Here is an 11,969-nt window from a genome sequence, read left to right as displayed (position 1 = left end):
AGGTTCAGATTTGAGTGCCCGCCATCCTGAAATCAGAGAGATTATGCTGAGCACTGCCCAGACATAAATGCTAAAGAATATAATACCGTCGTTGATCACAAAGTTGATAAAAAACATTAATTGCATCAAAACGAGCAGTATCAGAATAACCCGCCGCATGGGTGGCCACCTCAATTCTAAACTAAAGGGTAAAAAGCATGATGATATACGCCAGGGAGAGCATACCTGTGAATGCATGTATCAGGAATAATCGGGGGCGGTCTCCTTTATATTCTTTAAAGCCTGTAATTTCGACAGAGACGAAGATGCAGATTGCCAGGGCGAAGGTCAGGAAGCTCCCCGGGTTTGCTGCATTCAGGGATGTGACTGTTGCGATTAGTAAAAATGCAATCCCTGCTATTATGCGTAAGATATCCAGTAATCTGCTTCTCATTGCTAAAATAGTAATTCCGCTGATCACAAGATAGCTGAGAAGCATCAGAACAGTTAAAATCATGCCATTTTTCTCCTCTTCCTATAATATTGGAAAATGAAATAAGTCGTGAATATTGTCAGTCCGGCGCCAAACCAGAACGGCGTGCCCGGCGTGACGATGAATAATAGATTAAACACGACTGGTCCGAAGATTCTTCCCAGGCTGTCGAGGGAATATGAAGTGGCTGTCAGACGGCCGACCTCATGATCTGCAGCTTCCTTTGTAATCATGGAAGTGACCAGTGTTCTGACGAGTGCATGACCGGACATTAAAAGCACAATACATATGCCGGCATAAATAAGGCTGTTCATAAACGGCAGCATAATGAACGCGATCAAAGCCAGTCCCTGGCCGAGTACCATCATCGGATATTCCTGGCCGTCCTTGAGCTTCCGTATGACCCCGCCCTGCACAATGGCGTTGAATATGCCCCCGATAAAGAACAGAGCCCCCATTTCAGCAGGCGTGATATCGATGCGCTCTATGCCGAGCAGCTGGAACGTACTTTCCATACCGCTCATCGTCACCATGAGGAAGAAGGTGGTGATAAGAAGGATGCCCACCGGCCGGATAAAGTATTCGCTTGGCAGAGTGATGTTCTTACCGGCAGTATTGCCCGGACGGTAAGTCTCTTCAATTTTAAAAATGCTGAACAGTAAGGCGCCGATGATCACAACGGTGGTCATGTAATACGCGAGGCTCAGGCTGATGTCAGCCAAAAGACCGCCGACTCCCGGGCCGAATATGAAGCCCATACCGACGCACATGCCGAGGAGGCCCATGTATTTCGTTCGTGTCTCACGAGGGGTGATATCTGCCACCATGCTGGTCGTCGCCGTATACAGTGCGCCTGAAGCGGCGCCGCCGATCAGCCTGCTTATGTAAAGGATCCACAGCACGTCTATAAACATCCCAAAGATCAGAAAACTGAAGCTGAAGGCAAGCAGGCCATATAAGAGGATCGGCCTTCGTCCGAATCTGTCGCTCAATCTCCCGAAGAATGGTGCGGACAGAAAACTTGCCAGGGAATAGACGGCAAGGAGCCAGCCCATATGTGTTGTGGAAACACCCATTTCTTCCACCAATTGGGGGATGACCGGAATGATCATACTAAACCCAAAATATATAAGGAACTGGATGACCATTATGAGCGAAATCGTTCTCTTCATACCGTGCACTTCCTAGATATTATTTCTGATTCTTAATTTCCTGTTTCGTCTGGGAAATTTTATCCTCGAGCCCGGAGAGGCGCTCTTCCATTTTCTCTATATTATTTCCGGTGGATTCAAGTTTTTCGATATCCCCCTGGACACTGATATATTCATTCTTCAATTCCAATAGTCTATATTCCAAATCCATGGATATTCACCCCCTTGAATTATAGTTGTATCATATCACATTCATGGCGGTGTAAGGAAATAGGGGCAGACAGGTTTAACGAGAAAAATTTACATTTAGTGTATGAATAGACTGCACCGCCGGTTACAAATGTAACCGGCGGTGCGGGACGATCTGATTCAGCGGGGATATTCTGCTGCGTTTAATTTTCAGCTTTCACCATCAGCTTAATCATAGTCCGTTTCTATAATGTCCCCTGACTCTGCAGCGATAAGAATATCAGCTTCTCCGTTATCTGTATTTTTCAGTTCGATGTCATATTCCATCTGCCCGTCATCCATATCCAGGCTAAATCCTTCAATTTCACCGCCGGCTTCATCCAGTGCTGTCTGCATTGCTTCTTCCGCAGGTACAGCATTGCCATAGGTGAATTGATCTCCAGTGTCCTGGTCATCATCCGAATCTGTTTCTTCATTAACTATAGAGAGGTCATCTACTGACAGTGTTGCTGAATATTCCTCTGATTCATTTTGCAGATCAACTTCATAGACCCATTGGTTATCTTCATTGTCGAGTTCCAGCCCGACGAGTTCACCGTCGAACTCTTCCATTGCGGCATCGACTGCTCCCCGGGCGTCGTGGTTAATTTCCTCTATGCCGATGGTATCACTGCTGCCGTCACTGGGTGTAGCAGCATCGCTGTCCTCACTGTCTGTCGGTGTATCATCACCATCACTGCTGTCCGATGAAGCTTCATCAGTACTTTCTTCAGTTCCTCCGGTGGTGCTTTCATCACCTGTATCGCTGTCATCGCCGGAGCTGTCATCTTCAACGACTGGATCTTCGTCAGCAGGCGCATCTGTCTCCTGCTCGGTATCCTCGCTCTCGTCAGATGCGCCTCCGCCACATGCTGCAGTAATTAATGCGGCACTCAATAGTGCTCCCGCTAACCGATTTCCATATTTCATTTATATCACCTCTCCTGTCTGTTGAATGGTTTTAGATTATAGATTCCCCTAATATGAAAAATGTAAACGCCCGGAAGATTGAGGGAAACATATTGCGTTTTTATTCACAGAGGCGTAAACTATTTGAGATATGAAGGTGAAGGGTGGTGTCTGGTTGAATAATCTGACGAAACGCTGGTTTTTTTATGTGGTTGGACTGGTCATTCTTGCTTTGGGTATCGCTCTGACAATCAAAGGACGGCTGCTGGGTTTAGGTTCATGGGATGTACTTCATTACGGATTGTGGCAGACTTTTGGACTTACTATCGGCAGCTGGGCGATTATTACAGGGGCAATCATCGTTTTGCTGACTTCAATCGGCAGGAAACAATGGCCAAAGCTGGGTGTGTATATCAATATGTTCGCCATCGGTATCTTTATAGATGTGTTCAACTGGCTGATCCCAGAAGTGGAGGGCTGGGTGGCACACTCACTTATTTTTACCCTGGGACTTTTCGTGATGGCTTTTGGTGTGGCGTTCTACATCACCCCAAATCTGGGTGCTGGACCTCGGGATACGCTCATGCTGGTGATGGTTGAAAAATTCAATATGAAATTATCTGCAGCACGCAATCTGATGGAACTTGGGGCCGCAGTTCTGGGTTTTCTGCTCGGCGGGCCAGTATTTATCGGTACGGTCATCATCATCCTTGGTCTCGGCAAATTGATCGAGCTATTTCTGCCTTTTACACGCAAATTGCTGGTGGCTTTCCTCGGCAGTGATGATCCGAATATCATCAAAGTCAACTAACTTAAACGTAATCTTAATGAAAGTATGGGGAGAAATATGAAGAAGTATTTTGATTTTGAAGGTCATGGTACAAATTTCCGGCGTGAAATTGTCGGTGGGGTGACTACTTTCCTTTCAATGGCATACATATTGGCGGTCAACCCGTCCGTGCTCTCACTTCAGGGTATAGAGGGCATCCCTGATTCCATGAGGATGAACATGGATGCAGTATTTGTTGCAACGGCGCTGGCTGCATTTATCGGCTGTCTTGTCATGGGATTGTACGCGAAGTATCCGATTGCCCTTGCCCCGGGCATGGGCTTAAACGCATTCTTCGCATTTACAGTTGTCCTGTCGATGGGCATTCCATGGGAGACTGCCTTAACCGGCGTCCTGTTCTCCGGAATCATTTTTGCTGTTCTGACGGTGACAGGTTTAAGGGAGTATGTCATTAACTCCATACCTATGGAAATGAAGATGGCCGTCAGTGCGGGGATCGGCTTCTTCATCACATTCGTCGGCCTCCAGGGCGCGGGGATGATTGTGACTGATGAAGCGACGCTGGTTTCGCTTGGTACTTTGCATGATCCAAAAGTGGTACTTGCTGTTGTGGGCCTTGTAATCACCGTAATACTGATGGCAAGGAAAGTACCTGCTGCAATTTTCATAGGTATGATCATTACTGCCGGCATTGGCCTGATTTTTGGTCTTGTGCCGATGCCCGGGAGCGTCATCGGGTCTGTGCCAAGTCTGGAACCGACATTTGGCGCGGCATTCGAAGGGTTCGCGACCCCTTCTGAACTCTTCACAGTGCAATTTCTGGTTGTGGTATTGACATTCCTGTTCGTGGATTTTTTTGATACTGCAGGGACGCTGGTAGGGGTAGCAAGTCAGGCTAACATGATCAAAGATAATAAAATTCCGCGCGGAAACCGGGCACTTCTTTCCGATTCTATCGCGACGATTGCAGGGGCAATCTTTGGAACCTCAACAACAACTTCCTATGTGGAGTCAACGGCAGGTGTGGCGGCTGGTGCGCGCACGGGCTTTGCAAGTGTTGTCACAGGCGTTCTTTTCCTGCTTGCAGTACTCTTCTCGCCGCTGATTGTTACTTTTACATCTGAGGTAACAGCTCCGGCTCTGATTATTGTAGGCGCCCTAATGGTCTCCAATCTCTCTAAAATCAGATGGGATCAGTTTGAAGTTGCGGTGCCTGCATTCCTTACCATGTTTATGATGCCATTGACATACAGTATCGCCACAGGGATTGCCATCGGTTTTGTGTTCTATCCAATAACCATGGTTATGGCGGGCAGGAGGAAAGAGATTCATCCGGTGATGTACGGATTATTTGTGGTCTTCCTGCTATACTTCTTGTTTATGACTGAATAAAAATCGTTGTAATTTGTAACTTAATAATGTAAAATTGATTAGGTTAAGAGAAATCCATGCTGATAAGTGAAAAAATCTTGTATTTTCTGTTGATTTTTTCACTTTTTTCATGTATCATATCTAACGTTGGACTGAAATTGGGCGCTCTCTGTGTGCCCATGTTAAAAACATGCCGTTTCATCAAGGATGGCACAGGTTTTTAGTATCGAAGAAGCGAGAGGTTACTGACACGCCCGGCCGCTTTGCCATGGCTGCGTGTATAGAGAATTTTCGTGGAGAAGTCTATCAATCAATGATGACGACCAAAAAGGAGGTTAAATAATGGCAAAACAAAAAATTCGTATTCGTTTGAAAGCGTACGACCACAGGGTGCTTGATCAATCAGCGGAGAAAATTGTAGAAACAGCAAAGCGTTCCGGCGCGGATGTATCCGGCCCGATACCGCTGCCGACAGATAAATCTGTTTACACAGTCATCCGTGCGGTGCACAAGTACAAGGATTCACGTGAACAGTTTGAACAGCGCACGCACAAACGTCTGATCGATATTCTTAATCCTACACCAAAAACAGTTGATGCCCTGATGGGACTCAATCTGCCATCAGGTGTAGACATCGAAATCAAATTATAATCAATTAACAGGAGGTGCGACTTTCGATGACCAAAGGAATCTTAGGTAAAAAAGTGGGAATGACTCAAGTTTTCGGAGAAAACGACGAACTCATCCCTGTAACAGTAGTAGAGGCAGCAGGCAATGTAGTACTTCAGAAGAAAACTGAGGAAACTGACGGATACAATGCAGTGCAAATCGGTTTTGACGACAAGCGCGAATACTACGAGGGCGCCAGAAGCAATAAATATGCAAACAAGGCGGAAACCGGCCATGCCAAAGCGTCCGGCAAAGCCCCTAAGCGCTTCGTACGCGAATTCAAAAATCTCGCAGCAGATGAATTCGAGGTCGGTCAAGAAGTCCAGGTAGATACATTTGCAGCAGGCGATTTTGTGGACGTGACGGCAACATCCAAAGGCAAAGGCTTCCAGGGTGTCATCAAACGCCACAATCAGCATCGCGGACCAATGAGCCATGGCTCCCGTTTCCATAGGTCCCCGGGTTCAATCGGACAGATGAGTGATCCGGCACGTGTCTTCAAGGGCAAAAAACTGCCTGGACGCATGGGCGGAGATACTGTAACGCTTCAAAATCTTGAGATCGTAAGAGTGGATGGAGCGCGCAATGTTCTGCTTATCAAAGGGAATGTGCCCGGTCCGCGCAAAGGATATATAAAAGTAGCAGCGTCATTTAAAAAAGGTGTTAAGTAATAATTAAGGAAGGAGGATTTAACACATGGCTAATTTAAATGTTTTATCAAAAGAAGGAACTAAGGTTAATTCCATAGAGCTTAACCAGGACATTTTCGGCATCGAGCCAAATCAGCATGTGCTGTTCGAAGCAGTTAATCTGCAGCGTGCATCACTTCGTCAAGGTACACATGCGGTTAAGAACCGCTCCCAGGTACGCGGTGGCGGCAGAAAACCGTTCAGACAAAAAGGAACCGGCAATGCACGTCAGGGTTCGACCCGTGCACCGCAGCACGTTGGCGGAGGCGTAGTGTTCGGACCGACGCCCAGAAGCTACTCCTATAAAATGCCAAAGAAAATGCGTCGTCTGGCACTCCGTTCAGCGCTTTCGTCAAAAGTGAACGAGGGTGTGTTCACGGCAGTTGAAAATTTCACGATGGACGCTCCGAAAACGAAAGACTTCCTGGCAATTCTTGAAAGCCTTGATGCGGACAGAAAAGTACTTCTCGTACTTGAGGAAAAAGATGTGAATATCGAGCTTTCCTCCCGTAATCTGCAAGGCGTTACAACACTGACTCCGGAAGGGTTGAACGTGCTGGATATCCTTTCTGCTGACCGTGTTATATTCACCGAAGGTGCGATCAATAAAGCAGAGGAGGTGCTTCTGTAATGGATGCACGCGATGTAATTAAACGTCCGGTAATCACTGAGCGTTCTGCTGACTTGATGTCTGAAGATAAATATACTTTCGATGTAGATCTGAAAGCGAACAAGACACAAGTAAAACATGCAATCGAAGAGATTTTTGATGTAACAGTAAGCAAAGTGAACATTATGAACTACAAACCCAAGAAAAAACGTATGGGACGTTATGAGGGCTTTACACGTAAAAGACGAAAAGCAATCGTAAAATTAAAAGAAGGCTCGATCGATATTTTCTAATCAGTGAGCCGCATACCATTAAGGAGGTAAAACGAGATGGGGATCAAAAAGCATAAGCCAACCACTAACGCTCGTCGTTTTATGACTGGTTCTGACTTTAATGAAATCACATCAACGACGCCGGAACGGTCATTATTACAGCCGCTTCCGAAAAAAGCGGGACGCAATAACCAGGGCAGAATGACTGTGCGCCACAAAGGCGGCGGGCACAAACGCCAATACAGAAAAATTGACTTCAAACGTGATAAAGACGGTGTGCCTGGTAAAATCGCAACGATAGAATATGACCCGAACCGTTCAGCAAATATTGCACTCGTTCATTATGCTGACGGCGAGAAGCGTTACATTCTGGCACCGAAAGGTGTAAAAGTAGGACATGAAATCATGAACGGGTCTGAAGCGGATTTTAAAACAGGCAACGCGTTAGCGCTTAATGATATACCGGAGGGTACAAGGATTCATAATATAGAACTTAAACCAGGTAAAGGCGGGCAGCTCGCAAGATCTGCGGGTACTGACGCACAAGTGCTTGGTAAAGAAGGTAAATATGTGCTTGTAAAACTTGCTTCCGGTGAAGTGCGTATGATTCTTGCGACCTGCCGTGCCACTATCGGTGCAGTCGGCAATGAACAGCACGAACTTATCAATATCGGTAAAGCAGGCAGAACCAGATGGCAGCGGGTGCGTCCTACAGTACGCGGTTCTGTAATGAACCCTAACGATCACCCTCATGGCGGCGGTGAAGGACGTGCGCCGATCGGCATGCCGTCCCCAGTCTCCCCTTGGGGCAAACCAACTCTCGGTAAGAAAACCCGCAGAGGTAAAAATCATTCTGACAAGTTAATCGTAAGAAAGCGTAAAAAATAAAGTAACCAGGGTGTGCGGATGATCAATCCGCACGCATCATTGGAAGGAGGCGCCTAAATGGCTCGCAGTCTTAAAAAAGGACCTTTCGTTGATGATCACCTCATGAAAAAGGTTGAAACAAACAACGAAAGCCAGAAGAAAAGTGTAATTAAAACTTGGTCACGCCGTTCTACAATTTTCCCTAATTTCATCGGCCAGACAATTGCGGTATATGATGGACGTAAACATGTGCCTGTCTATGTTACAGAAGATATGGTTGGTCACAAGCTTGGAGAATTTGCTCCAACAAGAACGTTCAAAGGCCATGCGAAAGACGACAGAAGAACCAGACGATAAGTTAAAGACGGTATAAAAGGAGGAACGAAAGATGGAAGCGAAAGCAGTAGCTAAAACAGTCAGAATTGCTCCCCGCAAAGTGAGATTAGTACTGGACCTTATCCGCGGAAAAGAAGTTGGAGAAGCAACTTCAATTCTTAAACTGACGAATAAAAGAACTTCGCCCGTAGTTGAGAAAGTGCTCAAATCAGCCGTTGCGAATGCTGAGCATAACTATGACATGGATGTTGACAGCCTGTACATTTCCGAAGTGTTTGCTGATGAAGGCCCGACGTTGAAACGGTTCCGTCCGCGTGCCCAGGGCCGTGCGACAAAGATCAACAAACGGACGAGTCATATAACAGTCGTAGTCTCTGAAATGGTTTATGAAGATGAACTTGAAGAAGAGACAGAAGAAAACACAGTGGAAGAAAACGCATAAAAATTACAAGGAGGGAATTAATTTGGGTCAGAAGATAAATCCTAATGGACTTCGTGTCGGAGTCATCCACGACTGGGAGGCAAAATGGTATGCAGATAAAGAATTCTCAGATCTGCTGCATGAAGACCTTAGAGTCCGTGAGTATATTGAAAACAATTTAAAAGATGCGGCGATTTCCAAAGTGGAAATTGAACGTGCTGCGAATCGTGTGAACATTGCGCTTCATACTGGCAAACCAGGTATGGTAATTGGTAAAGGCGGAAGCGAGATCGACAAGCTCCGTACTGCACTCAATAATCTCACCAATAAGAAAGTGCACATCAATGTCGTTGAAGTGAAAAAGCCGGACATGGATGCGACGCTTGTAGCAGAAAGTATTGCACGTCAGCTTGAAAACCGTGTCTCTTTCCGCCGTGCGCAAAAACAGGCGCTGCAACGAGCAGTCAAAGCCGGAGCAAAAGGTATAAAAACATTGGTTTCCGGACGCCTTGGAGGCGCAGACATCGCACGTTCTGAAGGCTACAGCGAAGGAACAGTTCCACTGCATACACTGCGTGCTGACATTGAATTTGCACATGAAGAGGCAGATACGACATACGGCAAGCTCGGTGTCAAAGTCTGGATCTATCGTGGAGAAGTTCTTCCTGTTAAGAATGATAATAAGTAAAGGAGGAAAATAACAATGCTATTACCAAAAAGAGTTAAATACCGTCGCCAGCATCGTCCGGATACGAAAGGACGTGCGAAAGGCGGGACAGAAGTATCATTCGGTGAATACGGTCTGCAGGCTACGACAACATCCTGGATTACATCCAGACAAATTGAGGCTGCCCGTATCGCAATGACACGTTACATGAAGCGTGGCGGTAAAGTGTGGATTAATATCTTCCCGCACACACCATATACGAAAAAACCATTGGAAGTACGTATGGGTTCTGGTAAAGGTGCTGTTGAAGGCTGGATAGCAGTTGTGAAACCCGGCCGTGTCATGTTTGAGGTTTCAGGTGTGTCTGAGGAAGTAGCCAGAGAAGCACTTCGTCTTGCAGCTCACAAACTTCCTGTAAAAACTAAAATCGTTAAACGTGAAGAATTAGGTGGTGATACGCATGAAAGCTAAAGAAATCCGTGATTTGACAACTTCCGAAATCGAGACAAACGTTAAAGAAATGAAGGAAGAACTTTTTAACCTGCGCTTTCAGCTAGCTACAGGACAGCTAGAAAACACTGCTCGTATCAAAGAGGTTAGAAAAACGATCGCAAGAATGAAAACAACGATCCGCGAGAGAGAAATCAGCGAAGCCAAAGCAAACCAATAATTGAAAAAGGAGGTTCACATCTTGGAAGATAAAAACGAACGCAAAATCTACAGCGGCCGGGTTGTCTCTGACAAAATGGACAAAACCGTAACAGTCGTTGTGGAAACACAGAAAAGACACCCTGTCATTGGCAAGCGGGTAAAATATTCTAAGAAATATAAAACACATGATGAGAACAACTCAGCGAAAATGGGCGACATCGTCAGGATTCAAGAGACACGTCCGTTGTCTGCGACCAAACGTTTCCGTCTGTTGGAAATCGTTGAAGAATCAGTACTCATATAAACAATCGAAGGTAAAGGAGGTTCATTCGCATGATTCAACAGGAATCCCGTTTAAAAGTGGCAGATAATTCAGGCGCACGTGAAGTGCTTACTGTCAAAGTCCTGGGGGGTACAGGCCGTAAGACAGCGAACATCGGTGATATCATTGTTGCTACCGTCAAAAATGCAACACCAGGCGGCGTTGTTAAAAAAGGCGAAGTTGTCAGAGCAGTTATCGTAAGGACAAAGTCCGGCGTACGTCGCGAAGACGGCTCTTACATCAGTTTTGATGAAAATGCATGTGTCGTTATCCGTGACCGTGATGATAAAGCTCCGAGAGGTACACGTATCTTTGGTCCGGTGGCACGTGAACTGCGTGAAGGCAGCTTCATGAAAATCGTATCACTTGCACCAGAAGTATTATAATTCACATATAAAAAAGGAGGTGCGATTCCCATGCACGTAAGAACTGGAGATAAAGTCGTTGTTATCAGCGGTAAAGATAAAGGTAAAGAAGGCACTATTCTAAAAGCAATTCCTGCTAAAGACCGCGTGATTGTTGAAGATGTAAACATGATTAAAAAACATCTTAAACCATCTCAATCGAACCCTGAAGGCGGCATCCTCGAAACAGAGGCGGCGATCCACGTATCGAATGTTATGCACGTTGATCCTGAATCAGGTGAACGCACTCGTATCCGTCATGAAGTTAAAGACGATGGAACCAAAGTGAGAATTGCTGTTAAATCAGGAAAAGAAATTCCTGCTGTAGAATATGAAAAGAAATAATTGTTTGAAGGAAGGAGGTTCATTTAATGGCACGTTTAAAAGAACGTTACAATGACCAAATCAAGAACGAACTTGTAAATAAATTTAATTATACTTCCGTGATGCAGGCACCTAAAGTGGAGAAGATTGTTGTAAACATGGGTGTGGGTGATGCAGTTCAAAACGCAAAAGTACTGGATACTGCTGTAGAGGAACTCGAAGCGATCACAGGACAGAAGCCTGTAGTCACTAAAGCTAAAAGATCAGTTGCCACATTCAGACTTCGTGAAGGCATGCCTATTGGAGCGAAAGTTACACTTCGCGGCGGAAGAATGTATGATTTTCTGGACAAATTGATTTCAGTATCCCTCCCCCGGGTAAGAGACTTCAGAGGTATCTCCAAAAAGGCATTCGATGGACGCGGCAACTACACACTCGGGATCAAAGAGCAGTTGATTTTCCCTGAAATAGACTATGATAAAGTGTCCAAAGTCAGAGGTATGGATATCGTCATCGTAACATCGGCTGAAACAGATGAGGAAGCTCGCGAACTGCTCACCCAGTTCGGAATGCCATTTCAAAAGTAAGTTATAAGGAGGCGAAATTGTGGCTAAAAAAGCAATGATTGCTAAACAGAAAAAAGATCAAAAATTCAAAGTCAGAGAATATACACGCTGCGAAAGATGCGGCAGACCGCATTCTGTCATTCGCAAATTTAAACTATGCCGTATATGTTTCCGTGAACTTGCTCACAAAGGCCAGATCCCTGGTGTTAAAAAAGCAAGCTGGTAATCGCTATAATTTGAAAGGAGGCAC

Annotated in this window: 21 protein-coding genes; 17 read left to right on the top strand and 4 right to left on the bottom strand. The window is 45.6% G+C overall.

The window, feature by feature from the left end; all coding sequences use genetic code 11:
- Positions 1-181: 181 nt before the first annotated feature.
- The 4 genes from mspA to G343_RS0104250 all read right to left on the bottom strand — a co-directional run bounded on the left by mspA (position 182) and on the right by G343_RS0104250 (position 2,781).
- Positions 182-496 (bottom strand): membrane stabilizing protein MspA, encoded by a 315-nt coding sequence (mspA, locus tag G343_RS0104265; protein ID WP_020006876.1) that lies wholly within the window; start codon positions 494-496, stop codon positions 182-184.
- A complete protein-coding gene (locus tag G343_RS0104260) occupies positions 493-1,644 on the bottom strand; it encodes an MFS transporter (protein ID WP_020006875.1) in 1,152 nt (383 codons plus the stop codon). Before G343_RS0104260 ends, mspA begins: the two co-directional genes overlap by 4 nt.
- A 19-nt stretch (positions 1,645-1,663) precedes the next feature.
- Positions 1,664-1,834: an SE1832 family protein gene (locus G343_RS15555; protein ID WP_020006874.1), complete on the bottom strand. Its 171-nt coding sequence runs from the start codon at positions 1,832-1,834 to the stop codon at positions 1,664-1,666.
- A 206-nt stretch (positions 1,835-2,040) separates the two neighbouring features.
- Complete coding sequence (locus tag G343_RS0104250; RefSeq protein WP_020006873.1) at positions 2,041-2,781, bottom strand: PepSY domain-containing protein; 741 nt, start codon at positions 2,779-2,781, stop codon at positions 2,041-2,043.
- Between the two features lie 154 nt (positions 2,782-2,935).
- Here G343_RS0104250 and G343_RS0104245 point away from each other — a divergent pair, with 154 nt between their 5' ends.
- From G343_RS0104245 to G343_RS0104165, 17 genes are all read left to right on the top strand, one after another.
- Positions 2,936-3,571: a YczE/YyaS/YitT family protein gene (locus G343_RS0104245; protein WP_020006872.1), complete on the top strand. Its 636-nt coding sequence runs from the start codon at positions 2,936-2,938 to the stop codon at positions 3,569-3,571.
- Positions 3,572-3,607: 36 nt separating this feature from the next.
- Positions 3,608-4,942, top strand: a complete 1,335-nt coding sequence (locus tag G343_RS0104240; protein ID WP_020006871.1) for an NCS2 family permease — start codon at positions 3,608-3,610, stop codon at positions 4,940-4,942.
- 321 nt (positions 4,943-5,263) lie between these two features.
- Positions 5,264-5,572, top strand: coding sequence for a 30S ribosomal protein S10 (gene rpsJ, locus G343_RS0104235; RefSeq protein ID WP_020006870.1), 309 nt, complete (start codon positions 5,264-5,266; stop codon positions 5,570-5,572).
- 26 nt (positions 5,573-5,598) lie between these two features.
- Complete coding sequence (gene rplC, locus G343_RS0104230) at positions 5,599-6,261, top strand: 50S ribosomal protein L3 (RefSeq protein ID WP_020006869.1); 663 nt, start codon at positions 5,599-5,601, stop codon at positions 6,259-6,261.
- Between the two features lie 25 nt (positions 6,262-6,286).
- Positions 6,287-6,910 (top strand): 50S ribosomal protein L4, encoded by a 624-nt coding sequence (rplD, locus tag G343_RS0104225; RefSeq protein WP_020006868.1) that lies wholly within the window; start codon positions 6,287-6,289, stop codon positions 6,908-6,910.
- Positions 6,910-7,182: a 50S ribosomal protein L23 gene (gene rplW, locus G343_RS0104220; protein WP_020006867.1), complete on the top strand. Its 273-nt coding sequence runs from the start codon at positions 6,910-6,912 to the stop codon at positions 7,180-7,182. The genes rplD and rplW overlap by 1 nt, the downstream gene beginning before the upstream one ends.
- A 36-nt stretch (positions 7,183-7,218) precedes the next feature.
- A complete protein-coding gene (rplB, locus tag G343_RS0104215) occupies positions 7,219-8,049 on the top strand; it encodes a 50S ribosomal protein L2 (RefSeq protein WP_020006866.1) in 831 nt (276 codons plus the stop codon).
- A 57-nt stretch (positions 8,050-8,106) separates the two neighbouring features.
- Positions 8,107-8,385: a 30S ribosomal protein S19 gene (gene rpsS, locus G343_RS0104210; RefSeq protein ID WP_020006865.1), complete on the top strand. Its 279-nt coding sequence runs from the start codon at positions 8,107-8,109 to the stop codon at positions 8,383-8,385.
- 31 nt (positions 8,386-8,416) lie between these two features.
- Positions 8,417-8,806 carry a 50S ribosomal protein L22 gene (rplV, locus tag G343_RS0104205; protein ID WP_020006864.1) on the top strand — a complete coding sequence of 130 codons (390 nt, stop codon included), beginning with the start codon at positions 8,417-8,419 and terminating at the stop codon, positions 8,804-8,806.
- A gap of 22 nt (positions 8,807-8,828) precedes the next feature.
- Positions 8,829-9,473 carry a 30S ribosomal protein S3 gene (gene rpsC / locus G343_RS0104200; protein ID WP_020006863.1) on the top strand — a complete coding sequence of 215 codons (645 nt, stop codon included), beginning with the start codon at positions 8,829-8,831 and terminating at the stop codon, positions 9,471-9,473.
- A gap of 15 nt (positions 9,474-9,488) precedes the next feature.
- Positions 9,489-9,923, top strand: coding sequence for a 50S ribosomal protein L16 (gene rplP, locus G343_RS0104195; protein ID WP_020006862.1), 435 nt, complete (start codon positions 9,489-9,491; stop codon positions 9,921-9,923).
- Positions 9,913-10,122, top strand: a complete 210-nt coding sequence (gene rpmC / locus G343_RS0104190; RefSeq protein ID WP_020006861.1) for a 50S ribosomal protein L29 — start codon at positions 9,913-9,915, stop codon at positions 10,120-10,122. Before rplP ends, rpmC begins: the two co-directional genes overlap by 11 nt.
- A 21-nt stretch (positions 10,123-10,143) precedes the next feature.
- Complete coding sequence (gene rpsQ / locus G343_RS0104185) at positions 10,144-10,407, top strand: 30S ribosomal protein S17 (protein ID WP_020006860.1); 264 nt, start codon at positions 10,144-10,146, stop codon at positions 10,405-10,407.
- A gap of 29 nt (positions 10,408-10,436) precedes the next feature.
- Positions 10,437-10,811: a 50S ribosomal protein L14 gene (gene rplN / locus G343_RS0104180; RefSeq protein WP_020006859.1), complete on the top strand. Its 375-nt coding sequence runs from the start codon at positions 10,437-10,439 to the stop codon at positions 10,809-10,811.
- A gap of 30 nt (positions 10,812-10,841) precedes the next feature.
- Positions 10,842-11,174, top strand: coding sequence for a 50S ribosomal protein L24 (gene rplX, locus G343_RS0104175; RefSeq protein ID WP_020006858.1), 333 nt, complete (start codon positions 10,842-10,844; stop codon positions 11,172-11,174).
- A gap of 26 nt (positions 11,175-11,200) precedes the next feature.
- Positions 11,201-11,740, top strand: coding sequence for a 50S ribosomal protein L5 (gene rplE, locus G343_RS0104170; RefSeq protein WP_020006857.1), 540 nt, complete (start codon positions 11,201-11,203; stop codon positions 11,738-11,740).
- A gap of 19 nt (positions 11,741-11,759) precedes the next feature.
- Positions 11,760-11,945, top strand: coding sequence for a type Z 30S ribosomal protein S14 (locus G343_RS0104165; RefSeq protein ID WP_020006856.1), 186 nt, complete (start codon positions 11,760-11,762; stop codon positions 11,943-11,945).
- Positions 11,946-11,969: the final 24 nt, after the last annotated feature.

The sequence above is a fragment of the Salinicoccus albus DSM 19776 genome (genome assembly GCF_000385175.1).
GTDB lineage: Bacteria > Bacillota > Bacilli > Staphylococcales > Salinicoccaceae > Salinicoccus > Salinicoccus albus.
Note: the sequence above shows the minus strand (reverse complement) of the source record. Positions and strands in the feature narration are given on the sequence as shown.

Coding starts and splice junctions, on each gene's coding strand:
- mspA (WP_020006876.1), bottom strand. CDS start 496: ATGATTTTAACTGTTCTGATGCTTCTCAGCTATCTTGTGATCAGCGGA.
- G343_RS0104260 (WP_020006875.1), bottom strand. CDS start 1,644: ATGAAGAGAACGATTTCGCTCATAATGGTCATCCAGTTCCTTATATAT.
- G343_RS15555 (WP_020006874.1), bottom strand. CDS start 1,834: ATGGATTTGGAATATAGACTATTGGAATTGAAGAATGAATATATCAGT.
- G343_RS0104250 (WP_020006873.1), bottom strand. CDS start 2,781: ATGAAATATGGAAATCGGTTAGCGGGAGCACTATTGAGTGCCGCATTA.
- G343_RS0104240 (WP_020006871.1), top strand. CDS start 3,608: ATGAAGAAGTATTTTGATTTTGAAGGTCATGGTACAAATTTCCGGCGT.
- rpsJ (WP_020006870.1), top strand. CDS start 5,264: ATGGCAAAACAAAAAATTCGTATTCGTTTGAAAGCGTACGACCACAGG.
- rplC (WP_020006869.1), top strand. CDS start 5,599: ATGACCAAAGGAATCTTAGGTAAAAAAGTGGGAATGACTCAAGTTTTC.
- rplD (WP_020006868.1), top strand. CDS start 6,287: ATGGCTAATTTAAATGTTTTATCAAAAGAAGGAACTAAGGTTAATTCC.
- rplW (WP_020006867.1), top strand. CDS start 6,910: ATGGATGCACGCGATGTAATTAAACGTCCGGTAATCACTGAGCGTTCT.
- rplB (WP_020006866.1), top strand. CDS start 7,219: ATGGGGATCAAAAAGCATAAGCCAACCACTAACGCTCGTCGTTTTATG.
- rpsS (WP_020006865.1), top strand. CDS start 8,107: ATGGCTCGCAGTCTTAAAAAAGGACCTTTCGTTGATGATCACCTCATG.
- rplV (WP_020006864.1), top strand. CDS start 8,417: ATGGAAGCGAAAGCAGTAGCTAAAACAGTCAGAATTGCTCCCCGCAAA.
- rplP (WP_020006862.1), top strand. CDS start 9,489: ATGCTATTACCAAAAAGAGTTAAATACCGTCGCCAGCATCGTCCGGAT.
- rpmC (WP_020006861.1), top strand. CDS start 9,913: ATGAAAGCTAAAGAAATCCGTGATTTGACAACTTCCGAAATCGAGACA.
- rplN (WP_020006859.1), top strand. CDS start 10,437: ATGATTCAACAGGAATCCCGTTTAAAAGTGGCAGATAATTCAGGCGCA.
- rplX (WP_020006858.1), top strand. CDS start 10,842: ATGCACGTAAGAACTGGAGATAAAGTCGTTGTTATCAGCGGTAAAGAT.
- rplE (WP_020006857.1), top strand. CDS start 11,201: ATGGCACGTTTAAAAGAACGTTACAATGACCAAATCAAGAACGAACTT.